General features: G+C 72.6%; 18 protein-coding genes. 8 read left to right on the top strand and 10 right to left on the bottom strand.

The window, feature by feature from the left end; translation table 11 throughout:
* Positions 1-78: 78 nt before the first annotated feature.
* Complete coding sequence (locus tag M1203_RS13925; protein WP_249949950.1) at positions 79-2,514, bottom strand: RICIN domain-containing protein; 2,436 nt, start codon at positions 2,512-2,514, stop codon at positions 79-81.
* Positions 2,515-2,851: 337 nt separating this feature from the next.
* Here M1203_RS13925 and M1203_RS13920 point away from each other — a divergent pair, with 337 nt between their 5' ends.
* Positions 2,852-4,918 carry a SpoIIE family protein phosphatase gene (locus M1203_RS13920; RefSeq protein ID WP_249949949.1) on the top strand — a complete coding sequence of 689 codons (2,067 nt, stop codon included), beginning with the start codon at positions 2,852-2,854 and terminating at the stop codon, positions 4,916-4,918.
* Positions 4,919-5,005: 87 nt separating this feature from the next.
* The gene (locus M1203_RS13915; protein ID WP_249949948.1) at positions 5,006-8,446 is read left to right on the top strand and encodes a BTAD domain-containing putative transcriptional regulator; all 3,441 of its coding nucleotides are present in this window, start codon (positions 5,006-5,008) and stop codon (positions 8,444-8,446) included.
* Positions 8,447-8,448: 2 nt separating this feature from the next.
* Here M1203_RS13915 and M1203_RS13910 read toward each other — a convergent pair whose 3' ends face one another.
* The 4 genes from M1203_RS13910 to M1203_RS13895 form a co-directional block, all read right to left on the bottom strand.
* Positions 8,449-9,369: a siderophore-interacting protein gene (locus M1203_RS13910; protein WP_249949947.1), complete on the bottom strand. Its 921-nt coding sequence runs from the start codon at positions 9,367-9,369 to the stop codon at positions 8,449-8,451.
* 79 nt (positions 9,370-9,448) lie between these two features.
* Entirely contained in the window at positions 9,449-10,336 is an 888-nt protein-coding gene (locus M1203_RS13905) for an ABC transporter substrate-binding protein (RefSeq protein ID WP_249949946.1), read from the bottom strand.
* Between the two features lie 143 nt (positions 10,337-10,479).
* Positions 10,480-11,139 (bottom strand): response regulator transcription factor, encoded by a 660-nt coding sequence (locus tag M1203_RS13900; RefSeq protein WP_249949945.1) that lies wholly within the window; start codon positions 11,137-11,139, stop codon positions 10,480-10,482.
* 2 nt (positions 11,140-11,141) lie between these two features.
* Positions 11,142-12,203, bottom strand: coding sequence for a HAMP domain-containing sensor histidine kinase (locus M1203_RS13895; protein ID WP_249949944.1), 1,062 nt, complete (start codon positions 12,201-12,203; stop codon positions 11,142-11,144).
* 228 nt (positions 12,204-12,431) lie between these two features.
* Between M1203_RS13895 and M1203_RS13890 the strand changes: the two genes are divergently transcribed.
* The 5 genes from M1203_RS13890 to M1203_RS13870 all read left to right on the top strand — a co-directional run bounded on the left by M1203_RS13890 (position 12,432) and on the right by M1203_RS13870 (position 16,518).
* Positions 12,432-12,722, top strand: coding sequence for a DUF3040 domain-containing protein (locus M1203_RS13890; protein WP_249949943.1), 291 nt, complete (start codon positions 12,432-12,434; stop codon positions 12,720-12,722).
* A 413-nt stretch (positions 12,723-13,135) separates the two neighbouring features.
* Positions 13,136-13,621, top strand: a complete 486-nt coding sequence (locus M1203_RS13885) for a cation:proton antiporter regulatory subunit (RefSeq protein ID WP_249949942.1) — start codon at positions 13,136-13,138, stop codon at positions 13,619-13,621.
* A 6-nt stretch (positions 13,622-13,627) separates the two neighbouring features.
* Entirely contained in the window at positions 13,628-14,896 is a 1,269-nt protein-coding gene (locus tag M1203_RS13880) for a cation:proton antiporter (protein WP_249949941.1), read from the top strand.
* 187 nt (positions 14,897-15,083) lie between these two features.
* A complete protein-coding gene (locus tag M1203_RS13875) occupies positions 15,084-15,530 on the top strand; it encodes a BlaI/MecI/CopY family transcriptional regulator (RefSeq protein WP_374402936.1) in 447 nt (148 codons plus the stop codon).
* A gap of 4 nt (positions 15,531-15,534) precedes the next feature.
* A complete protein-coding gene (locus M1203_RS13870) occupies positions 15,535-16,518 on the top strand; it encodes a M56 family metallopeptidase (RefSeq protein ID WP_249949939.1) in 984 nt (327 codons plus the stop codon).
* A gap of 46 nt (positions 16,519-16,564) precedes the next feature.
* Here the strand turns inward: M1203_RS13870 and M1203_RS13865 are convergent, their stop codons facing one another.
* From M1203_RS13865 to dhaK, 4 genes are all read right to left on the bottom strand, one after another.
* The gene (locus M1203_RS13865) at positions 16,565-18,172 is read right to left on the bottom strand and encodes an SDR family oxidoreductase (RefSeq protein ID WP_249949938.1); all 1,608 of its coding nucleotides are present in this window, start codon (positions 18,170-18,172) and stop codon (positions 16,565-16,567) included.
* Positions 18,173-18,218: 46 nt separating this feature from the next.
* A complete protein-coding gene (locus M1203_RS13860) occupies positions 18,219-18,629 on the bottom strand; it encodes a PTS-dependent dihydroxyacetone kinase phosphotransferase subunit DhaM (protein ID WP_249949937.1) in 411 nt (136 codons plus the stop codon).
* Positions 18,626-19,243, bottom strand: coding sequence for a dihydroxyacetone kinase subunit DhaL (gene dhaL, locus M1203_RS13855; protein ID WP_249950046.1), 618 nt, complete (start codon positions 19,241-19,243; stop codon positions 18,626-18,628). Before dhaL ends, M1203_RS13860 begins: the two co-directional genes overlap by 4 nt.
* 100 nt (positions 19,244-19,343) lie before the next feature.
* Positions 19,344-20,336: a dihydroxyacetone kinase subunit DhaK gene (gene dhaK / locus M1203_RS13850; protein ID WP_249949936.1), complete on the bottom strand. Its 993-nt coding sequence runs from the start codon at positions 20,334-20,336 to the stop codon at positions 19,344-19,346.
* Positions 20,337-20,625: 289 nt separating this feature from the next.
* Between dhaK and M1203_RS13845 the strand changes: the two genes are divergently transcribed.
* Positions 20,626-20,961, top strand: a complete 336-nt coding sequence (locus M1203_RS13845) for an antibiotic biosynthesis monooxygenase (RefSeq protein WP_249949935.1) — start codon at positions 20,626-20,628, stop codon at positions 20,959-20,961.
* Positions 20,962-20,998: 37 nt separating this feature from the next.
* Here M1203_RS13845 and M1203_RS13840 read toward each other — a convergent pair whose 3' ends face one another.
* Positions 20,999-21,622: a hypothetical protein gene (locus M1203_RS13840; RefSeq protein WP_249949934.1), complete on the bottom strand. Its 624-nt coding sequence runs from the start codon at positions 21,620-21,622 to the stop codon at positions 20,999-21,001.
* Between the last annotated feature and the right edge of the window lie 29 nt (positions 21,623-21,651).

Here is a 21,651-nt window from a genome sequence, read left to right as displayed (position 1 = left end):
CAATCGGAGCGTAGCGTTGCTATCACGCGGACGGGACGCGCTGCCGGCACGCGCGGGAGCCGCCCGCCGGGGCCGCTGTCAGAGCAGCCTCCACAGATGGTCGTCCGTGCCGTTGTCGGCGAACTGCACCACCTGGGCGCTGTTGGCGGTCGACATGCCGTCGACGCCCAGCACCTTCCCGCTGTGCTTGTTGCGGATGCGGTACCAGCCGTCGCCGCTGTCCAGCAGCTGCCAGAGATGGTCGTCGGTGCCGTTGTCGGCGAACTGCACCACCGGCGCGCTGTCGGCGGTGGACATGCCGTCGACGCCGAGCACCTTGCCGCTGTTCCCGTTCCGGATCAGGAACCAGCCGCCGCCCGCGTCGATCAGCTGCCAGGCGTGGTCCGCCGTACCGGAGTTGTCGAACTGCACCACCCGGGCGCTGTCGGCCAGCGACATCCTGTCCACCGCCAGCACCTTCCCGCTGTGCTTGTTCTGGACACGGTGGAAGGCGGGTTCCGGTGTCCAGGGGCGCCCGTCGGGGTGCGCGGTGGGGAAGGCGGTGACACGCAGCCTGGCCGCGCCCATCGGGATCAGCGTGACCCGCTCCACCGCCGAGGCGCTGCGGGCCGGGCTGTCCTGAAGGGGAGCGACGACCCGCTGGTCGTCCGCGACCCACTCGGTGATGCGCCGGGCGGGGGCGGTGATCCGGACCGGTGTGCCCTCCTGGGTGAAGGGGTCGCCGGACAGCGGACCGCTGTCGGCGGAGAACCGCAGATCCGTCGGTGGATCCTCGGGCCGGTCGGTGGCCAGACCGTAGTTCCACGCTCCGCTCGCGTGCACGGCGAGTTCGGGGAAGTCGTCCGTCCCCGCGTAGCGCTCGTACCGTTCGCCGATCCGCAGGGAATAGGTCAGCGGGCCGTGGTCGACGCTGACGGCGCCGTGGTTGCCGTCCCAGCGCCGCACGGTGGTGCGCTGCGGCAGCCGCAGGGTCACCTGGTCACCGTCCCGCCACGTACGGTCGACCTTGACGAAGGCCGGGCCCGACGGGGCGGCCGTCCGCCGTCCTGCGACGGTGAGTTGGGGTTGTTCGCACCAGCCGGGTATCCGCAGATGGAGCGGGAAGCGGAGAGGGCGCGGGGTGGCGACGGTGAGAGTGACGGTCTCCTTGAAGGGATAGTCCGTGTCCTCGGTGACGGTGATCTCCGTACCGTCGGCGACCTTCGCGCGGACGCGGCTCGCCGCGTACATCGCGGCGGCCAGCCCTCGGTCGGGGGTCGCGAGCCACAGCTCCTCGGTGAAGTAGGGCCAGCCCATACCGTAGTTGTGGGGACAGCAGCGGTACTGGTCGACGCCGGGCTGATACGACTGCATCGCGAAGCCGTTCTGGAACTGACCCTGTGTCTTACGGGAGTTGTCGAGATCGACGCTGTTCGCGGAGGTGATGTAGTGCACGCCCCGGCCCCAGGGGTCCGTGGCGGCCGGGAGCATGTTGAACGCGAGCTCTTCGCAGCGGTCGGCCCACACCGGGTCGCCGGTGATCCGGGTGAGCAGTTCATGGCTGGCCATGAACTCCACGATTCCGCAGGTCTCGAAGCCCTGCCTGGGGTCTCCGAAGCCGGGCCTGGCGTTCTCGTCCCCCGCGAATCCGCCGCCGGGGAACTGGCCGTAAGAGCCCATGACGGAGGCGTAGTTGCGGTAGGTGGCGCGAGTGAGCTCGGCGGACCCCGAGCGCAGGGCGTACTGCGCCGGCTCACGGAAACCCTGCGCGATATTGACATTGTGCAGATCGGGGAAGCGGTCGACCCAGTTCGCGCCCCGCGTATGCATCGTGTCGACCAGATCGAGCAGGAAGGGCTCGCGGGTGCGGTTGTAGATCCACATGGCGATGTCGAGCCCGTCGCCCCAGCGTTTCGAGACCCAGCTGGAGTCGAACGCCCCGGGACCCTGCGCGTTCATATAGCGGAGGAAACGCACGATGAAAGGCGTGATCCGCTCGTCGCCGGTGAACTCCTCGTGCGAGCGCAGCGCCTGGAGCAGCGGCAGATAGGGCCAGAAGTCGGGGCCTCCGTTGAGCGCCGTACGCAGCCGGGTGGGGCCGAAGAAACCGTCCGGCCGCTGAGTGGCGAGGATCGCGTCGATCCAGCGACGGCTCGTGGCGAGGGCGTCCCGGTCGCCGGTGAGCGCGGCGAGGCTGACGTATCCGCGCAGCCAGTAGGTGACTTCCTCCCAGCCGTCCTTCTCCGGGTGGACCCAGCCGGACTCGTCGAACCGCAGGAAGTGCGAGATCTCGGCGTAACGGCCGAACAGCCCGTCGAGAAGCAGGCTCAGCTGCCCCGAGAGCCAGCCCCGGGCCGTGACACTGCCGAGGGGGAGCTTCTGGAAGGCGGTGGGGGCGAGCGGCGCGGCGTTCGGCGCGTACCAGCCGCCGGGCGCCGGAGCCACGCCGAAGGCGGAGGGCGCGAAGGGGCCGAGGAGGCCCCCACCACCGAGAGCGAGGGCGCCAGTGTGCAGAAAACGTCGTCGGTCGAGCATGATCAGGGACTCCCATCCATGTCAGTGCCGAGCAGTACAACGTTGAAAACAGCGGGAGTTGGCATCACAGCACGCGGTCGTCGCGCTGTCCAGGTGCGCGGCGCGGCGACCCCGGCGATCCTGGACGGGGGCCCGGTCGCGGGAGAGGCCGGGCGACTCTCTTGAGCTGGTCGGCGGTGCGACCGAGCTGGTTAACAATGCGACATTTTTTCGGGAAAGTTATGCTACATGCGTTCGAGCGCCACGAAACGGTGCCACGAAACCGCCACGAAACGGCGCCACGAAACAAGGAGCCCGGCCGCTGACCGGGCTCTCAGCCCACCTCCGGAGCGGGCGCATGGCAGGACGCGATCGGGACCGGGACCGGCCGGTGATCGGTGCGGACGAGGTACTCGCACTGAACCGCATGGGCAGCTTCGACTGGGACCTCGAAAGCGGGGCCTTCGAGCTGGATGCGGCGGGCCTCGCTGTGTTCGATCTGCGCCCCGACGAGTACGACGGTGTGGCCGAGACCCTGGTCTCACGCGTTCCCCACGAGGAGGGCCTGCGCCTGCAAGCCGTGGTGGACACGGCGATCCGGAGCGGCCGGACCTCGTACGGCTCGTACTTCCAGCTGACGCGCCGCACCGGGACGCGGCAGTGGACCCATACGCGGGGCCGCATCCTGCGCGACGAGCGGGGCCGCCCCTACCGCATCGTCGGCATCGTGCGGAACGCGACGGCGGACCTCTCCGAATTCACCGTGGTCGACCCGGCGGAAACGGGCCGTACAGGCATGACCGGCATGGTCCACAGCGCCGCGGACGCCCTCTCCCGGGCGATCACGGTGGACGATGTCGCCGCCGCGCTGACCGGCGCGGGCGGCCTTGAGCACTTCGGCGCCGACGGACTCGCGCTCGGGCTGGTGGAAGGCGGCGCCCTGAAGCTCATCGCGCTGGCCGGCGAGTCCATCGAGGTGCTGGACGATCTGCGCCTCCATCGCCTCGACGGCTCCCTGCCGCTCGCCGAGGCCGTACTGAACCAGCGGCCGCGGTTCGTCAGCTCACTGCGTGACCTGGTGGTCGACCGCTTCCCCCGGCTGCGGCCCTACGTCCGGGGGCTCGGGGCCAACGCCGCGGCCTTCCTGCCGCTGGTCGCCCAGTCCCGCTCGATCGGCTGTCTGGCGCTCTTCTACCGGCGGCGTACGCACTTCTCGTCCGAGGACCGCACCATGCTGATGGGCCTCGCGGGCGTCGTGGCCCAGTCGCTCCAGCGCGCCATCCTCCTCGACCAGGAGCGCGAGTTCGCGACCGGCCTCCAGGCGTCCATGCTGCCCAGGGACATCCCGGAATTCCCCGGCGCCGAGATCGCGGTCCGCTACCACGCGGCCTGGAGCGGCAGAGAGGTGGGAGGCGACTGGTACGACGTCATCACCCTGCCCCGGAGCCGGGTCGGCGTCGTCATCGGCGATGTCCAGGGGCACGACACACACGCCGCCGCCGTCATGGGCCAGCTCCGTATCGCCCTGCGCGCCTTCGCGGGCGAGGGCCACACGCCCGCGACCGTCCTGGCGCGCGCCTCGCGCTTTCTCGCCGAACTCGACACGGAGCGCTTCGCGACCTGCGTATACGCCCAGCTGGACCTGGCCTCCGGCGGGATATGCGCCGTACGGGCCGGTCATCTCGGCCCGCTGGTCCGGCACACCGACGGCAGAATCGGCTGGCCCCACCTGCGCGGTGGACTGCCGCTGGGGGTCGCCACGGCCTTCGGACAGGAGGATTACCCGGAGACCCGGCTCGATCTCGTACCCGGCGAGACCCTGGTGCTGTGCACCGACGGGCTGGTCGAGGAGCCCGGCAGTGACATCTCGACCGGGATGGACGCGCTCGCCGAGATGGTGCGGACCGGCCCCGGGCGGGCGAGCGAGCTGGCCGACCATCTCTCGGAGCGGCTGTGGGAGCGCTGGGGTACGGGCGACGACATCGCGCTGCTCGTGCTGCGCCGCCGCCCCGATCCCGGCACCGACCAGGCGCCCCGTATCCATCTGTACGTCCACCAGGCGGACCCGGAGGGCCTGGTCGAGAGCCGTTCCGTGCTGCGCCAGGCGCTGGCGGACTGGGGGCTGGCCGAGCTGGTCGACGATGTGGAGCTCGCCGCCGGAGAGCTGCTGGTGAATGTGCTGCTCCACACCGAGGGCGGCGCGGTACTCACTCTGGAGGTGCTGCCGGAGCCGGTGCGCCGCGTACGTCTGTGGGTCAAGGACCGCTCCAGTGTCTGGCCCCGCCGCCGGCAGCCCGGCGAGGCGGCCACTTCGGGAAGGGGGCTGTTGCTGGTGGACGCGGTGGCCGCGCGCTGGGGGGTCGAGCCGCGCGGGGACGGCAAGGCGGTCTGGTGCGAGTTCCGGCCGGACGGTGGACGGGGCTGAGGGCGGCCGACCGGGGTCCGGGGGCGGCCGACCGGGGTCCGGGGGCGCCGACCCGGCCTGGAGCGCCGCGGCGAGGACAATGGTCCCGTGACGTACGACTATCGCGTGCTCGGCACCACCCGGGCCGTTCGCCAGGACGGGACCGAGGCGCCGCTCAGCGGGGCGCGACTGCGGGCGCTGGTCTGCGCGCTCGCCGCCGCCGGGGGCCGGGCCGTGGGCACCGGACAGCTGGCGGACCAGATCTGGGGCGAGGACGCGCACGCGCCCGCCGACGAGATCGCCGCGCTCCAGGCTCTGGTGGGGCGGGTACGGCGGGCCCTCGGGAGCGCGGCCGTGGCCTCGGCGCCCGGCGGCTACCGGCTGACCGCGCACCGCGACGACATCGACCTCTTCCGCTTCGAACGGCTCGCCGCCGAGGGCACGGCGGCCCTCGGCACGGGCGATGTCCGACAGGCGGCCACGCTGCTGGACGAGGCCCTGGCGCTCTGGGACGGGCCCGCGCTCGCGGACCTCCCCGGCAGGGACACCGACCCACGGGCCGTACGCGCCGAACAGCGGCACGCCGAGGCCCGCCGCGCCCGGCTGGCGGCCGATGTCGAGGACGGCAGGCCGGAACGGGCCCTGGCCTCTCTCGCCGCCCTCACCGCCGGGCAGCCGCTCGACGAGCCGCTCCACGCGCTGCGCATCCGGGCCCTGCGCGCGGCCGGCAGACCCGCCGAGGCCCTTCGCACGTACGAGGAGATACGCGTCCGGCTCGCCGAGCGCCTGGGCACAGGACCCGGCCGTGAGCTGCGCGCCCTGCACGCCGCGCTGCTGGCCGACGACGAGCCCGCGCCCGCCGCCCCGGCGGTCTCGCCGCCACGCACCGCCACCCCACCCGCCCCCGCCGCCCGGTCCGCGCCCACCGACCCGGCCGTCCCCGGCAACGTCCGAGCCCGTCTCACCTCCTTCGTCGGCCGCGAGCCGGAGCTGGCCTCTCTCGCCGCCGAACTGCCGGCCGCGCGGCTGATCACACTGACCGGCCCCGGCGGCGCCGGAAAGACCCGGCTCGCGCTGGAGGCCGCACGCGCGGCCGCCGGGACATGGCCGGACGGCGCCTGGCTGGCCGAGCTGGCGCCCGTACGTGACCCCGCCGCCGTCGCCGAGGCGGTGCTCACCGCGCTCGGCGCCCGCGAGACCGTGGTCCAGGGCCCGGCGTCCGGAGACGCCGCGCCGCGCGACCCGCTGACCCGGCTCGCCGAATACTGCGCCCAGCGCCGGCTGCTGATCGTGCTCGACAACTGCGAGCATGTGATCGACACCGCCGCCGGGCTGGCGGAGACACTGCTCACCGGCTGCCCCGGAGTGAGCGTGCTGGCCACCAGCCGCGAACCGCTCGGCGTGCCGGGCGAGTCCGTACGTACCGTCGGACCCCTGCCGCGGGACATGGCGCTCCAGCTGCTCGCCGAACGCGGCGCCGCCGCCAGGCCCGGATTCCGCACCGCCGACGATCCGGTCGCGTGCGCCGAGATCTGCCACCGGCTCGACGGGCTGCCGCTCGCCATCGAGCTGGCCGCCGCGCGGCTGCGCGCGTTCGAGCCCCGGCAGCTCGCGGACCGGCTCGATGACCGCTTCCGGCTGCTCGGCGCCGGCAGCGGGGCCCGGACCGTACTGCCGAGACAGCGGACCCTGCGAGCCGTCGTCGACTGGTCCTGGGAACTGCTCACCGAGGGCGAACGGGCCGTACTGCGCCGTCTGTCGGTCTTCTCCGGCGGCTGCGCCCCGGCGGAGGCCGAGGCCGTGTGCGCGGAGAGGCCCGAGGACGGGAACACGCTGGGGCTGCTCGCCTCCCTCGTCGACAAGTCGCTGGTCGTCGCCGAACCCGGGGGCGCGGACGGTATGCGCTACCGGCTGCTGGAGACCGTCGGCGAGTACGCGGCCGAGCGGCTGGACGCGTCGGGGGAGCGCCCGGCCGTCGAACGCCGCCATCTGGCCGTCTACCGGGAGCTGGCCCGTACCGGCGACCCGGAGCTGCGCGGTCCGCGCCAGGCCCGGGTCCTGTCCCGCTTCGAGCGGGAGCACGACAATCTGCGGACCGCGCTGCGCACCGCCGTCGACCACAAGGAGGAGCAGGAAGCGCTCTGTCTGGTGCTCTCGATGGGCTGGTTCTGGCAGCTGCGCGACCACCGGTCCGAGGCCAGCGCCTGGTCCGGCGCCGCCGCCGCGCTCGGCCCCGATCCCTTCCGCGCTCCGGTGCGCCCCGCCGTACCCCTGACCGAGCCGTGCACCGCGCACGCGCCGCCCTGGCCGGAGGAGTCGCTGTGGGAGGCGCGGCGCGGGGCGCGGCTGCTGGTGCTGGCGAGCCGCGGCGAGGCGGATGCCTCGGACCCGACCTGGCCCGGTACGCCGACCCGGCTGCGCGCGATCGTGGCGGCGTACCGCCCGGGACTGCCGCAGATCTGCCGTCAGCCGGGAACCATGTGGTTCATCGCCAAGCTGATGGTGGGGGACTTCCCCGGGATCGGTGAGGCCCTGGACGCACAGGTGCTGGCCTGCCGGGAGCTGGGGAGCGGCTGGGATCTCGGGCTGGCGCTGACGCTACGGGCGCAGCTGGTGGGCGGGCGTCCGGACGGACCGGTCGGCGCGGCGCGTGACGCGGACGAGGCCCTGGCCTGGTTCGAGCGGTCGGGGGATCTCCATGGGATCGCCCAATCCCTGGGTGCGCGCGGCGAGTTGTACGAGCAACTGGGACGGTACGAGGAAGCCGCCACCGACTTCGCCCGCGCCATGGAGAGCTGTGCGCCGATCGGCGCGTACGCCCAAGTGCCCCTGTTCAAGGCCCGGCTGGCGTCCGTACGCCTGGAGTCGGCGGGGGATCCGGCCGCGGAGCGGGACGCCGAGCGGCTGCTGATCGAGGCGGTCGAGGAGGCCGCCGAGGCGGCCGGGTACGCCGAGAGCACCGCCCGGCTGCTGCTCGCCCGGCGCTTCGGACGCACCGGCCGGACGGATCAGGCGCGTACGCAGCTGCGGGCCCTGGAAACGGGCGCGGCGCGGGAGGGCGGCGCGGCGGACGAGGCCGGGGGCGGGGGCGGTGCCGGGGACGGCGCCAGGGATGGCGCCGCCTCCACCCCCGCCTCCGCCGAACAGCCGTTCCTCGGCGGGGTGGTCGCGGGCATGCGGGGCTGGCTTGACTGCCTGGACGGCGAGTTCGAGGGGGCGCGGGAGTGGACCGCCCAGGCCGTACGGCGGCTGGACAGCGTGGTCTTTCTCGTCACACCCCATCTGATCGTCCATCAGTTTCCCTGCGCCGCCTGGGCCAAGGCCCGTCTGGGGGCCGCCGAGGACGCGGCGCGACTGCTCGGCGCGTACGCCCGTCATATCGCCCGGCCGGAGGGGTTCCGTCTCGGGACCCTCCCGTCCGTCCCGGACACGGAGATTCTCGGCAGGGCCGAGGAGGCGGTGCGCGCGGGGCTCGACGAACAGACCTACGCCCGCGCCCACGCCGAGGGCGCCGGCCTCCCGGTGAAGGAGGCCGCCGCCCTGATTTGACGCTACGTCAGGTCGGCTGCGTCCGACAGGCGTTCACGCGCCTCCGCCAGATCCTCCGCCGTCGGGGCGTCGTCCTGGGTGAGGTCGAGCCGCCAGTAGCCGGAGAAGTGGACCGACCGCTTGTCGAGCCCGCGCTCCGCGACGAGATGGCGCCGCAGTGCGCGGACCGCGCCCGCCTCGCCCGCCAGCCAGGCGAGGACCGAGCCCGCGGGGAACTCGGCGGCGCGCACCGCCGCCACCAGCGGGCCGCCGCGCCCGGCGGGCGCCCCGCCGCGGTGCAGCCAGTGCACCGTCACCTCGCCCGCCGTCTCGAAGCGCTGCTCCTCCGCCGCGTCCACCACCTCGACATAGACCACGGCGCGGGCGCCTTCCGGCAGCGCCTCGACCAGGGTGCCGATCGCCGGCAGGGCCGTCTCGTCGCCCGCAAGCAGCAGCCAGTCGGTCGTGCCCAGCGGTACGGGTGTGGCGAAGTACGCGGACGGTCCGAACATACCGAGCACATCACCCGGCGCGGCGCTCCGTGCCCACGAGGTCGCGGGGCCGGCGCCCGCGCCCGCGTCCTCGCCATGGAGCACGAAATCGATGTCGATCGTGGCGCGCAGCGGATCGTGCGACCGGACGGTATAGCTGCGCGTCCAGGGCCGTTCCGCCTCGGGGATCGCCTGGAACGCGCCGTACCAGCGCATCACATCGCCGTCCGTACCGGCCTCGGGCAGCCGTGGGACGCGCTGCCCCGGCCTGGGGAAATACAGCTTCACCTGCTGATCGGGCCCGTCCAGCGTGAAGTCGCCGAGGGAGGGGCCGCCGAAAGTGACGCGTGCCAGGTGCGGCGAAATCCGCCGGACCCCGGTCACTTCGACGGTCCGTACCGGCAGCGCTCGTGGTGCGGCGACGCCGCCTGGCTCAGATGCGTTGTCTGTCATACGGCAACGCTGGCAGCCGGCTCCGACACGCCGCCGACAGCGCGCCTACACCGACGCGACGCCCAGGTCCGGGCAGGGTCTACGCCCCGTCCCCGGCCGCGAGGGCATCCACGGCGTCGGCGACGGTGTCGAGGAACCGGGCGTGCGCGCGATGGCTTCCCGGCGCTTCCGGATTCCACGGCACGATCCGCGCCCGCTCCTCGATGGCACGCCAGTGCACGTTGCCCCTGAGCCGCTCGCGCGGCGCCGCGTTAGCGCGTATGTCGGCGAGCACGATGTCCGGTGCCAGCGAGGCCGCCTCGGCCCACTCGACCGTACGCCAGTTGGCCCCGCCGCCCTCCTCGGGCTCGATCAGCGCCACCCCCAGCTCGCTGACGGCCCGTAGATCGGGCCAGGTCCCCGGCCGGGCCAGATACGCCGTTTCCGGTCCCGCCGCCGAGAGAGCCAGCACCCGGGGCGCGTCGGGGCGGGCCGCCGCCGCGCGCAGCCTGGCCTCCGCCCGCTCCAGGTCCGCCTCCGCGGGGCGCAGCGGCGTACGCAGCGAGCGGGCCAGCGCGGTGAACCGGTCCCTGATCCCGTCGAGCGAGCGGTCCTTCCCCACATCGAGGACGACCACGGGCACCTGCTCCTCCAGATGCTTGGCCGCCTCCGGGTCGATGCCGTAGATCTGCCCGCCGCCGTAGCTGACGGCGACGACGAGATCCGGATCGGCCGCGAACAGGGCGTCCAGATCGAGGGCGCCGCCCGCGCCGAAGGAGCGCAGTTCGGCGAGGGGCAGCTCGCCCGCCTTCGCCGGATCGGGGGTGTCCCCGTCGTGGTGGGATCCGAAGACGCCCAGTGGACGCAGTCCGTGGTCCCAGAGGGTCGCGCCCGCCTGTATATAGGCCACCACCCGTGTCGGGTGGTTTCGTGCCACGGTGAGATGGCCGCGGTCGTCAGTGAACTCCCAGCTGTTGCCCGGGTTCATGCCTCGCCTCGTTCCGCTCGTGTTGGTGCGGTGTCCTGGGCGCCCAATCCGTACGCGGGTTCGTACAGGCGCCACCCAGTCTCTGCCCAGCGCGGAGCGCGCGGACTCCCGTCAGGTGCCGGGCGCGATGTGCCGGACAGGATCTAGGGTTCGATCAGACCGGCCCGGATCGCGTAGCGCGTGAGTTCCAGCCGGTCCCGCAGCCCGAGTTTCTGCAGCAGGTTGGCGCGATGGCGTTCGACGGTCTTGGCGCTGATGACCAGGATTCCGGCGATCTCCTTGGAGGTGTGTCCCTCGGCCACCAGCTTGAGGATTTCCTCCTCGCGGGGTGTGAGGGCGCTGTCCGGGATGCTGTCGCCCTGTCGTACCCGGTCGAGATAGTTACGGATCAGAGCGGTCACGGCCCCGGGGTAGAGGAACGGTTCGTCGCGCATCGCGGCCCGGCATGCCTCCACCAGGTCGCGGTCCGCGACGGACTTGAGGACATAGCCGCTCGCCCCGGACTTCAACGCCTCGAAGAAATACTGCTCGTTGTCGTACATGGTCAGCATGAGGATGCGGATCTCCGGCTGGAGCCTGGCGAGTTCGCGCGCCGCCTGAAGGCCGGTCAGCCGGGGCATCGCGATGTCCAGAATGGCCAGGTCGGGTTGGTGGGTACGGGCCATCTCGATGGCTTCCGCGCCGTCGCCCGCCTCGGCGACGACCGTCAGATCCGGTTCGTTGTCGAGGATCAGCCGGACTCCCCGGCGGACCAGGGCGTGATCGTCCGCCAGGAGGATGCGGGTCTGGGTCGCCTCGGGCATGGTCAGTCGATCCCCTTGATCTCTTCGCTCTTGGTGTTCCCGGTGTTCCCGGTGTTTCCCGTGTTCTCGGTGTTCTCGGCGTTCTCGGCGCTTCGGTCGCTGTCGCCGCCGATCGGTACGCGCAGCCGTACGTCCGTTCCGCCGCCGGTTCCACCGCTCCGCGCGTGGCCCTGCCCCACCGACAGCTCGGCGCCGATGAGCAGGGCCCGTTCGCGCATCCCCCGGATGCCCGCGCCCTCCGTCGCCGTACCGATCCCGCGCCCGTCGTCCCTGAGACGCAACTCCACGCCCCCGGTGGTGCGCCGGAGCGTGAGAGCCACCTGCCGCGCGTCGGCGTGGCGCACGACATTGGTGAGACCTTCCTGCGCGACCCGGTAGAGCACCAGCTCGACATCCTCGCCCAGCCGGGGGAGCGCGCTGTCGAAGCCGCACCGTACGGAGAGGCCGGAGTGCGTGGTGATCTCGCCGGTCAGCGCCTTGAGCGCGCTGATCAGACCCAGTTCCTCCAGCACACCGGGGCGGAGCCGGCGGGCGATCCGGCGGATCTCGTCCAGGCTGTCCCGGGTCGTCTCCTGCACATGGCGCAGTTCGTCACACAGCGGCGCGGGCGCGCGGTCGGCGACGCGCTTCAACTCCAGCAGCACCGCCGTGAGGGTCTGCCCGATCTCATCGTGCAACTCCTGTGCGATCCGCCGTCGTTCGGCCTCCTGGGCGGAGAGCGCGAGCCCGCTGCTGGCGGCCCGTTCGGCCTCAAGCCGGTCGAGCATGGTGTTGAACGTCCGGATCAGGCCGGCGATCTCGCCGTGCCCCGATACCGCCGGCCTGCGCCCGGGACGCAGCAGATCGGTCGTGGTCATGGCCCGGGTGAGCCGTTGCAGCGGAGCGAGTCCGATCCGCAGCAGCGCGGCGTTGGCGACGAGCATGGCCGCCAGCCCCAGGGCCATGATCAGCGCTTCGGTGAGCAGTACGGGGGCGGACACGGTGACGGGGCCGAGCAGCAGCAGGGCGGTGGCCGCGAACAGGACCGCGGCGTTGAGCAGAAAGATCCGCCAGAACAGGGACACGGAACGCGGGCCTCCTCGCAGTAGACGCCCCCCACTATCGCCCCCACTATGGCCCGCCCGGCGAGGGCGGTCCGCCAGTCGCCCCGTGCCCCCATGCCCCCCGTGCTCCGTGGGGGGCGCACGCCCGCGCATCTACATGTCGGCCACCCCCCGATGTGGGTGTCGGCTCCGATGGCGGCCGGGTGCCCCGGCGGGTGATCGTGTGAAGGACCCGACGAGAGGGAACTCGTGGCAGCCTTCGAAGACCGGCGACTGGGCGATCTCGCCGCACAGCTGCGCCAGGACGACCCCCGTTTCGCGCGCGCCCTGGCCACGGGCTCCCCCTGCCGGCCGCGCGAGTACCGCCACGGCGCCGCCTGGCTGCTGCTGGCCGTCGCACTCGGCGGATTCGTTCTCGGCGTCGTCGTCGGACATGGACTCCTCATCGCCGGCGGCCTCGTGCTGGCCGGGTTGGCCGCCCACCTCTTCGACCCCGACCGGGGCCGCGTCCGCCGGGGCATCGCCCGCACCTCGGAGTAGCCCTTTCCCGGGCAGACCGTACCTTTTCTCCCATAAAGCCCAATCAGTACATTTTATTTTACGTTAAAATGGCGATCGGGTGACCAGCGCTCCCTTGAGTGTTGGTGTGCCCATGGCAGTGATTCTGGGCGAACGGTCGGTCACGCGGGGTTTGAGGGGGCGGTTTCCATATGCGCGCTTCCCTGCCTGTCCGCCGCGCCGGGTCGACTGACGCCGCGTCAGTCCCGTCACGGGTCCCCTTACCGGAGTGCCCCGCACCGCTGCCTCTCGCAGGGGTGCCTCCGCACGGCGCATGACGCGGAATCCCTGTCCGGTGGCGGGCGGCGCACCGCCCCGCCCCGCCGCCAGGTGGGCCCTCCACGGGACCGCCGTGCCCGCACGCCCTCACCCCACGCCCGCATGGAGCGTTCTCAATGGAGCCCACAGCTCACGTCAGCAAAACCCCCCTGCCCGGGGTCGGCACCCGCTACGACCTCAGCACCGACGCGGGCAAGCATCTGTCGGTCGTCGTGCACCAGGACGGCCGGCGCATCCTCTCCTTCCACGATCCCGAGGACGACGACAACTGCCGGGACGCCGCGACCCTCGCCCCGCACGAGGCGACCGCGCTCTCCAAGCTCCTGACGCCCGATCCCGTCGCGCATCTGTACCAGCACCTCGAAATCGATCTGCTCACCGAGCACATCCAGATCACCAAGCGGTCCCCGTATGTGGGCAGGACGCTCGGAACCGCCCAGGTGCGGACCCGTACCGGTGCCTCGATCGTCGCCGTCCTGCGCCGCACCGACGCCTTTCCCTCACCCACCCCGGACTTCCGCTTCGCCCTCGGGGACACGCTTGTCGTCGTCGGCACCCGCGAAGGCGTGGACGCCGTCGCCGAACTGATCGCCGGAGGATAAGCGCCCGTGCACGACACCACCGCACTGCTCATCGAACTCGGGGCCATCATCCTGACCCTCGGGATACTCGGCCGGCTCGCGGGCCGGGTGGGCTTCTCCGCCATTCCGCTCTATCTGCTCGCCGGGCTCGCCTTCGGCCACGGCGGGCTGCTTCCGCTCAACGCGAGCGAGGAGTTCGTCGCCACCGGCGCGGAGATCGGCGTCATTCTGCTGCTGCTCCTGCTGGGGCTGGAGTACAGCGCGTCCGAACTCGTCTCGAACCTCAAGACCCAATACCCCTCCGGCATCGTCGACTTCGTACTGAACGCCGTGCCGGGCGCCGTCGCCGCGCTGATCCTGGGCTGGGGGCCGGTCGCCGCGGTGGCCCTGGCCGGGGTCACCTGGATCTCCTCCTCCGGCGTGATCGCCAAGGTACTCGGCGATCTCGGCCGGCTCGGCAACCGCGAGACACCCGTGATCCTCGGGGTCCTCGTCATCGAAGACCTCGCCATGGCGGTCTATCTGCCGCTTCTCACGGCGCTGCTCGCCGGACTCAGCCTCGCGGGCGGGAGCCTCACGCTGCTGATCTCGCTCGGCACGGTCGGCGCCGTCCTCTATCTGGCGCTCCGTCACGGCCGGCTGATCAGCCGCGCGGTCTCCTCCGACAACCCGGAGATGCTGCTCCTGGTCGTCCTCGGTCTCACGGTCCTGGTCGCCGGGGTCGCCCAGGAGCTCCAGGTGTCCGCCGCCGTCGGCGCGTTCCTCGTCGGTATCGCGCTCTCCGGCGAGGTCGCCGAGGGCGCGCACAATCTGCTCGCCCCGCTGCGCGATCTGTTCGCCGCCGTCTTCTTCGTCTTCTTCGGTCTGAACACCGACCCGGCCGCCATTCCGCCGGTTCTTGTGCCCGCCCTCATCCTGGCGACCGTCACCACTCTGACGAAGATCGGCACCGGCTGGTACGCGGCCAAGCGGGCCGGAGTGAGGACCGCCGGTCGCTGGCGCACCGGTGGCACGCTGGTGGCGCGTGGTGAGTTCTCCATCGTCATCGCCGGACTGGCGGTCGGGGTGGAGCCGCGGATCGGGCCGCTGGCCACCGCGTACGTACTCATCCTGGTGATCCTCGGGCCGCTGGCCGCCCGTTGGACGGAGCCTCTGGCCCGGCGTCTTACGCGCAAGCCCGCTCCTGCCGCGCCCGCGCCGACGGCTCCCGCTGTCGCCGCCTCCGCTTCGCCGGAGCCGTCCGTGGCGCAGCCGCCTGCCACGGAAGCGAATGACGCGGCGCCCAGCCATCCCTGAGCCCTGGGCTCGGACGTGAACGGATCACAGGACGCGCGCCCTCGTCCTGTGACCCGAACTGAAATCTACAGGACTGTAGAAAGAATCGGGAGTGCGCCTCGCGCGAGCGCGGGGGTCGCCGGGCTCAGTAGGATGTACGACCTGCCCCCGTGAGGTGACGGCGCGGCGGGAGGGAGACATCGTGAGGGTGCACGGCAGTCCGGACGACCGTCCCCGCCGACGTGGTCAGGGCGAGCTGGAGGCCCAGGTGCTCGCCGCGCTGCGGCAGGCACCGGGGCCCGTCACGGCCGCCTGGGTGCAGGAGAGGATCGGCGGGACACTCGCGTACACGACCGTGATGACCATCCTGACCCGGCTCCAGACCAAGCACGCGGTGACGCGGGAGCGCGCGGGCCGCTCCTTCGAATGGCGCGCGGCCTCGGACGAGGCTGGGCTCGCGGCCCTCCGGATGCGCAAGGTGCTCGACGCGGAAGCGGACCGCGAGGCCGTACTGGCGCGGTTTGTCACCGCACTCTCGCCGGACGACGAACGGCTGCTGCGCGAGCTCCTCGTCCTGCCGGAGGACGGTTTTGACATCGGCCCCGCCTCCGGCGCCGCTTCCGGGGACGAACCCGAGGGCGGGACGGGGGCCTGACGGAATGGGGTTGTTCGTCTTTCTGCCGCTCGTCCTCCCGCTGACCGCACTGCCGATCGCGCGCCTGGCCGAAGTCCATCTCCATCCCCGTGTCGCCACCCGGCTGCTGTCGGCGCTGGCCGGAGTCCTCGCGCTGTGCAGCACCCTCTGTCTGGGGCTGCTGGTGGTGGTCGGTACGGCGCAGCTGCCCGGCAATCCGCTGCCCGACGCCTGGTCGGACCCGGAGGTCAGGGAGGCGGTGCCGTACGACGAGGTGGCGGGCAAGGCGGCCATCGTCGCCCTCGCCGGGGTCGCCGTCGGCTGTGCGGCCGCCGGTGTGCGCCACCGGCGCGTACGCCGTCGCGCGCACCGCGCGCTGGCCGGACTGCCCGACGGCGAGCTCGCCGTGCTGACCGACGACGCGCCGTACGCCTACGCGCTCCCGGGCTCCCGGGCGTCGAGGGGCCCCGCCGACGGCTCCGGCGTCGCGGCGCGGGGACGGATCGTGGTCTCCACGGCCATGCTCGCGTGCCTGGACGACCAGGAACGTGCCGCCCTGATCGCGCACGAGCACGCGCATCTCACCGGCCGGCACCACCGGTTCCTGCTGGCGGTGCGGCTCGCCGCGCGGGCCAATCCACTGCTGCGGCCGCTCAGGTCGGCGGTCGCGTACACCACGGAACGCTGGGCGGACGAGGAGGCGGCCAAGGCCACCGGCGAACGTACGGTCGTGGCCCGCGCCATCGGCAAGGCCGCGTTGATCTCCCGGGCGACGCCCACGCCGACTCTGGCCGGTTTCGCCGCTTCGGTGCCGGGGCCGGGACCGGTCCCGCGCAGGGTGGCCGCGCTGCTGGGGCCCGAGCCCTCGGCCGTCCGCTGGCCACCGATGTTCACGGCGGTGGGGCTCGCGGTCTGGGCGGCGGCGGCCGGAACGCTCGGCTCCGCTCTGTCCTCGGCGAACGCGACCGTCACGCTCTTCCTCGTACTGAAGGCGGCCACGCCCCTCTGACCGGCGCGCCCCCGGGCCCGCCCCCGCCCCCGCCTCACGCCGGCGGTCAGTTCCGCGCGGGCTTCCCGCTCCCCGCTTCGGCCCCGGTCGCTTCATGGGCCTCCGCCGCCCGCGCGATATTGCGGGCCATCCCGCCGAACACCACCGCGTGGAACGGCGAGACACTCCACCAGTACGCGTGGCCCAGCAGCCCCCGCGGATGGAACAGCGCCCGCTGCCGGAACACCGTACGGCCCTGACCGTCCCGGTCCGCGCGCAGCTCCAGCCACGCGAGCCCCGGCAGCCTCATCTCCGCGCGCAGCCGCAGCAGCCGGCCCGGCTCGATCTCCTCCACCCGCCAGAAGTCCAGTGAGTCACCCACCCGTAGCCGCGCGGCATCGCGTCTGCCCCGGCGCAGTCCCACCCCGCCGACGAACCGGTCGAGCCATCCCCGTACCGCCCAGGCCAGTGGGAAGGAGTACCAGCCGTTGTCACCGCCGATGCCCTCGATCACGCGCCACAGCGAAGCGCCCGACGCGTGCACGGTCAGTGCCCGGCGGTCGGTGTAGAGGCTGCCGCCCGCCCAGTCCGGGTCGGTGGGCAGCGGATCGCTCGGTGCGCCCGGTACGGAGGCGGAGGACCAGCGGGTGGTCACCCGGGCGTCGTGAACGCGCCGCAGGGCCAGTTCGACCGCGCGGTCGAACGGGAGCGGACCTCCCGGGGGATCGGGGATGTAGCGCGTGATGTCCCGTTCGCGGCAGACGACCTCATGACGCAGGGACTCCGCCAGCGGCCGGGCGATCGAACGGGGGACCGGTGTCACCAGACCGATCCAGTGGCTGGACAGCCCCGGTGTCAGGACGGGCACCGGAAGGATCAGCCGCCTGGGCAGTCCGGCCACCGCCGCGTACCGGCGCATCATGTCCCGGTACGTCAGCACGTCGGGGCCGCCGATGTCGAAGGCCCGGCAGACCTCGGCGGGCAGCCGCGCGCAGCCCACGAGCAGGCGCAGCACATCACGGACCGCGATCGGCTGGATGGATGTACGCACCCAGCTCGGCGTCACCATCACCGGCAGCCGCTCCGTCAGATAGCGCAGCATCTCGAACGAGGCGGACCCCGAGCCGATGATGACCGCCGCGCGCAGCACCGCGGTCGGCACTCCGGAGCCGAGGAGGATACGGCCGACCTCGGCGCGCGAGCGCAGATGCGGCGAGAGTTCACGCTCCGGGACCCCCGCCGGGGTGAGACCGCCGAGATAGACGACGCGCCGTACGCCCGCGGCCCTGGCCCGCTCCGCGAAGATCCTGGCGGCCCGGCGGTCCGTGGCCGCGAAGTCCCGCCCCGTACCGAGCGCGTGCACCAGGTAGTACGCCACGTCGATGCCGTCCAGGGCCGCCGCGACCGACTCGGGGTCGGTCACATCGCCCCGTACCACCTCGGCGCGGCCGGCCCAGGGATGGTCACGGAGCTTGTCGGGCGACCGGGCCAGACAGCGCACCGTGTGGCCGGCGTCCAGCAGCTCGGGCACCAGCCGGCCGCCGAGGTACCCCGTGGCCCCGGTGACCAGACAGCGCGCCCGCTCCGAAGGGGCCGGAGCGGCCGAAGCCGCCGAAGGGGCCGAAGCCGCCGAAGGGGCCGAAGCCGCCGGGAGGTCCGATTCGTCCGATGTCATACGCCACTCCCAGCGCTCCCGTTCGAGGTGTCTCGGTTCTGACGGGTCATTCCTTGCGGTACTGGTATGCCTCCGCCGCCGCGGCCGCCACCGCGTCCAGATCGCCGCCCGCCGACGCGGTGACCATCGCGGCCACCGCGCCCTCCACGAAGGGCGCGTCCACCAGCCGGGCGCCCTCCGGCAGTTCGTCCCCCTCGGCGAGCAGCGACTTCACCGTGAGCACGGCGCTGCCGAGATCCACCAGGATCGCGATACCGGCCCCCCGGTCCACCTCCCCGGCGGCGGCCACGATCAGCTCGGAGCTGGTGCCGAGCCCGCCGTCCGGGGTGCCGCCCGCGGCGGCCACCGGCGCGGTCCCGCCACCGCCCGCCAGCCCCCGCGCCAGTGCGGCGACGGCCACGGCGACCGGCCCGCTGTGCGACACCAGCACGATGCCCACCGGCGCCTCGATGCTCATTCCTTCGCCCCCTGGGCCCCCGCCGCCGTTTCCGCGAGTGAACTGATCAGCAGGGCGGAGGAGGTGGCCCCCGGATCCTGGTGCCCGATGCTTCGCTCGCCCAGATAGCTCGCCCTGCCCTTGCGCGCCTGGAGCGGTACGGTCGCCAGGGCCCCTTGGTCCGCCGCCTCCGCCGCCGCCGCGAACGAGGTGCCCAGCGCCTCGACCGCGGGCTCCAGCGCGTCGAGCATCGTCTTGTCACCGGCCTTCGCCCCGCCCAGCTGGGCCACCGCCGCCACCCCCGTACGCAGCGCCTCGGTCAGCTGCGCGGCCGTCACTTCGGTGGCGTCGCCGAGCGCCTTGCCCGTACGCCGCAGCAGCGTCCCGTACAGCGGCCCCGACGCGCCGCCCACCGTCGAGATGAGCTGGCGGCCCGCCAGCATCAGTACCGCGCCGGGCCCGGCCGGCCGCTCCTTCTCCAGTACGGTCACGACCGCCCGGAAACCGCGCTGCATATTGGTGCCGTGGTCCGCGTCGCCGATGGCCGAGTCCAACTCGGTGAGCCGGTCCGCCGCACACTCCACCGCGGCGGCCGCCGCGGTCAGCCAGTCGCGGAAGAAGCCGGTGTCGAGCACCCGGCCGGGATTCTGATCGGTCACGTGATCTCCTCGCCCCGTGGGTCGTTCCCTGCCGACCCTGCTGTCCGTCCCTGCCGTGCCGGATTCCCGTCGGTACTCAGCGGCCCCAGCGGAGCGCGGCGGTCTCGACCGGCGCGTCCCACAGCCGCAGCAGTTCCTTGTCGACCTGGCAGAGAGTCACCGAGCACCCTGCCATGTCCAGCGAGGTCACATAGTTGCCGACGAGCGTACGGGCCACCGCTACGCCACGCTCGCCCAGCACTCGCTGGACCTCGGCGTTGAATCCGTACAGCTCCAGCAGCGGTGTGCCGCCCATGCCATTGACCAGAGCGATCACCGGGCCCGACGGCCGCAGATCCTCCAGCACCGCGTGCACGGCGAAGTCCGCGATCTCGTGCGACGTCATCATCGCGCGCCGCTCACGGCCGGGCTCGCCATGGATCCCGATGCCCAGTTCCAGCTCGCCCTCGGGCAGGTCGAAGGTCGGGCTGCCCTTGGCGGGTGTGCTGACGGCGGTCAGGGCGACACCGAAGCTCCGCGCGCTCTCGTTCACCCGCCGGCCGATCGCCTCGACGCGCTCCAGCGGCTGCCCCTCCTCGGCGGCGGCACCCGCCATCTTCTCGACGAACAAGGTGGCGCCCGTACCGCGCCGGCCCGCCGTGAACAGGCTGTCGGTCACCGCCACATCGTCGTTGACCAGCACCTTCGCGATCTGCACCCCCTCGTCCTCGGCCAGCTCGGCGGCCATGTCGAAGTTGAGGACGTCCCCGGTGTAGTTCTTGACGATGAACAGCACCCCGGCCCCGCTGTCGACCGCGGCGGCGGCCCGCACCATCTGATCGGGCACGGGAGACGTGAACACCTCACCGGGACAGGCGGCGGAGAGCATCCCGGGCCCGACGAACCCGGCATGCAACGGCTCATGCCCGGACCCGCCCCCGGACACGAGCCCCACCTTCCCCGCGACGGGCGCGTCGCCCCGTACCACCACACGGTTGTCCACATCGACGGAGAGCCCGGGATGCGCGGCGGCCATACCGCGCAGGGCATCCGCGACGACCGTCTCCGGCACATTGATGAGCATCTTCATGGGTTTCTCCCGGATAGGTTGGCGGCTCTGCCCAGGACCGTGGTTCTCGCGAGCGGCTTTCGGCGGTACTGACGCTGACCGGACACCAACCTTTCTGACGCATGGTCAGCTCCTTGGGGACGGGGATGAAGACGCTCCGCGGCGGTCCGGCGTTCGGATCCAGTATCGATCCAACGCCGCCCTCCGGCACGGCCTGGAGGAGAAAGGCTTGTTGCCGGAGGCGACATACATTTATTCGAATGAGGTGGGGTGCCGCAGAGCGCGCGGAGGGACCGGGCAAGATGGTGCCATGAGCATCGTCAAGATCAATGTGCTGCGGGTTCCGGCGGAACAGCGTGAGGTGCTGGAGCAGCGCTTCGCCTCCCGCGCGGGGTCGGTGGAGAACTCCGACGGATTCGAGTGGTTCGAGCTGCTGCGCCCGGTCGAGGGCACCGACCAGTACCTCGTCTACACGCGCTGGCGCAGCGAGGCCGACTTCCAGGCATGGCTGGAGGGTCCGATGAAGGCGGCCCATCAGCGCGGCGGAGACGGCTCCCCTCAGCAGAAGCCGGCGGCTTCCGGCTCCACCCTGTGGTCCTTCGAGGTGGTCCAGCAAGCCGCTCCCAAGTCCGCCGACGACAACTGACCCACCCGGCGGGGCGGGCCTCGCGGCGGGCGGCCGGTCAGCCGCGGGGGCCCCTTCCGCCGTGGTAGCCGAGTTCGAGGTAGCGGGTGCGGGTGCTCCAGGCGCCGAGGTCCGGCGTGTCGGCCAGGATGTCGTGCCAGGGCCCGGCGCCGGGAGAGGCCGCCTCGCCGGAGGAGTCCCCCTCGTCGTGCGCGGGCGGCGGATGGCCGGGGCGCCCGGCCCAGAGCCGTACCCCCGACCGCGCCTCGGACTCGGGGACCGGCTCCCAGAAGCCCACCGAGAACATGTCGGCGAGCTGGTGCATGGCGACGAAGCTGTGCACGCCGGCCTCGGGGTCCGTGGGGTCCTGCCGCTCGGTGAGGGCGTGCCACAGGATGTACAGGTTCGGTGGCCGCACCTCGGGCCGGAAGCGGTACACGAGCCGCCTCAGCGTGATCGAGCCGATGCGGGGCAGCTGTACCCGGGTGAGCGGGAGGACCGCGGGCTCGCCGCCCGCCCAGGTCAGCGTCTGATTGCGGCCCAGGTAGCCGGGCTCGCCGAAGACCGTGACGTGGAGGCGTTCCCCGCGATCGGGCCGGCGGTTGTGCAGCAGGCCCGCGCCGGCGACGGCGCCGCCGACGGAGGCCAGGCCCGCCAGGAGGAATCCGGTCTTGCGCTTCATCGGGACGCGGCACCTCGCTTCTGACGGGA

The organism is Streptomyces sp. 35G-GA-8 (assembly GCF_023534745.1).
In the GTDB taxonomy this organism is placed as follows: domain Bacteria; phylum Actinomycetota; class Actinomycetes; order Streptomycetales; family Streptomycetaceae; genus Streptomyces.
The sequence above is the reverse complement of the archived record's forward strand: the minus strand, read 5'-3'. Positions and strand labels throughout refer to the sequence as shown.

Excerpts from the sequence above, each read along its gene's own strand:
- M1203_RS13885 (WP_249949942.1), top strand. The coding sequence starts at position 13,136 with ATGGAGCCCACAGCTCACGTCAGCAAAACCCCCCTGCCCGGGGTCGGC.
- M1203_RS13865 (WP_249949938.1), bottom strand. The coding sequence starts at position 18,172 with ATGACATCGGACGAATCGGACCTCCCGGCGGCTTCGGCCCCTTCGGCG.
- M1203_RS13840 (WP_249949934.1), bottom strand. The coding sequence starts at position 21,622 with ATGAAGCGCAAGACCGGATTCCTCCTGGCGGGCCTGGCCTCCGTCGGC.
- M1203_RS13860 (WP_249949937.1), bottom strand. The coding sequence starts at position 18,629 with ATGAGCATCGAGGCGCCGGTGGGCATCGTGCTGGTGTCGCACAGCGGG.
- M1203_RS13905 (WP_249949946.1), bottom strand. The coding sequence starts at position 10,336 with ATGAACCCGGGCAACAGCTGGGAGTTCACTGACGACCGCGGCCATCTC.
- dhaK (WP_249949936.1), bottom strand. The coding sequence starts at position 20,336 with ATGAAGATGCTCATCAATGTGCCGGAGACGGTCGTCGCGGATGCCCTG.
- M1203_RS13910 (WP_249949947.1), bottom strand. The coding sequence starts at position 9,369 with ATGACAGACAACGCATCTGAGCCAGGCGGCGTCGCCGCACCACGAGCG.
- M1203_RS13870 (WP_249949939.1), top strand. The coding sequence starts at position 15,535 with ATGGGGTTGTTCGTCTTTCTGCCGCTCGTCCTCCCGCTGACCGCACTG.
- M1203_RS13925 (WP_249949950.1), bottom strand. The coding sequence starts at position 2,514 with ATGCTCGACCGACGACGTTTTCTGCACACTGGCGCCCTCGCTCTCGGT.
- M1203_RS13920 (WP_249949949.1), top strand. The coding sequence starts at position 2,852 with ATGGCAGGACGCGATCGGGACCGGGACCGGCCGGTGATCGGTGCGGAC.
- M1203_RS13900 (WP_249949945.1), bottom strand. The coding sequence starts at position 11,139 with ATGCCCGAGGCGACCCAGACCCGCATCCTCCTGGCGGACGATCACGCC.
- M1203_RS13845 (WP_249949935.1), top strand. The coding sequence starts at position 20,626 with ATGAGCATCGTCAAGATCAATGTGCTGCGGGTTCCGGCGGAACAGCGT.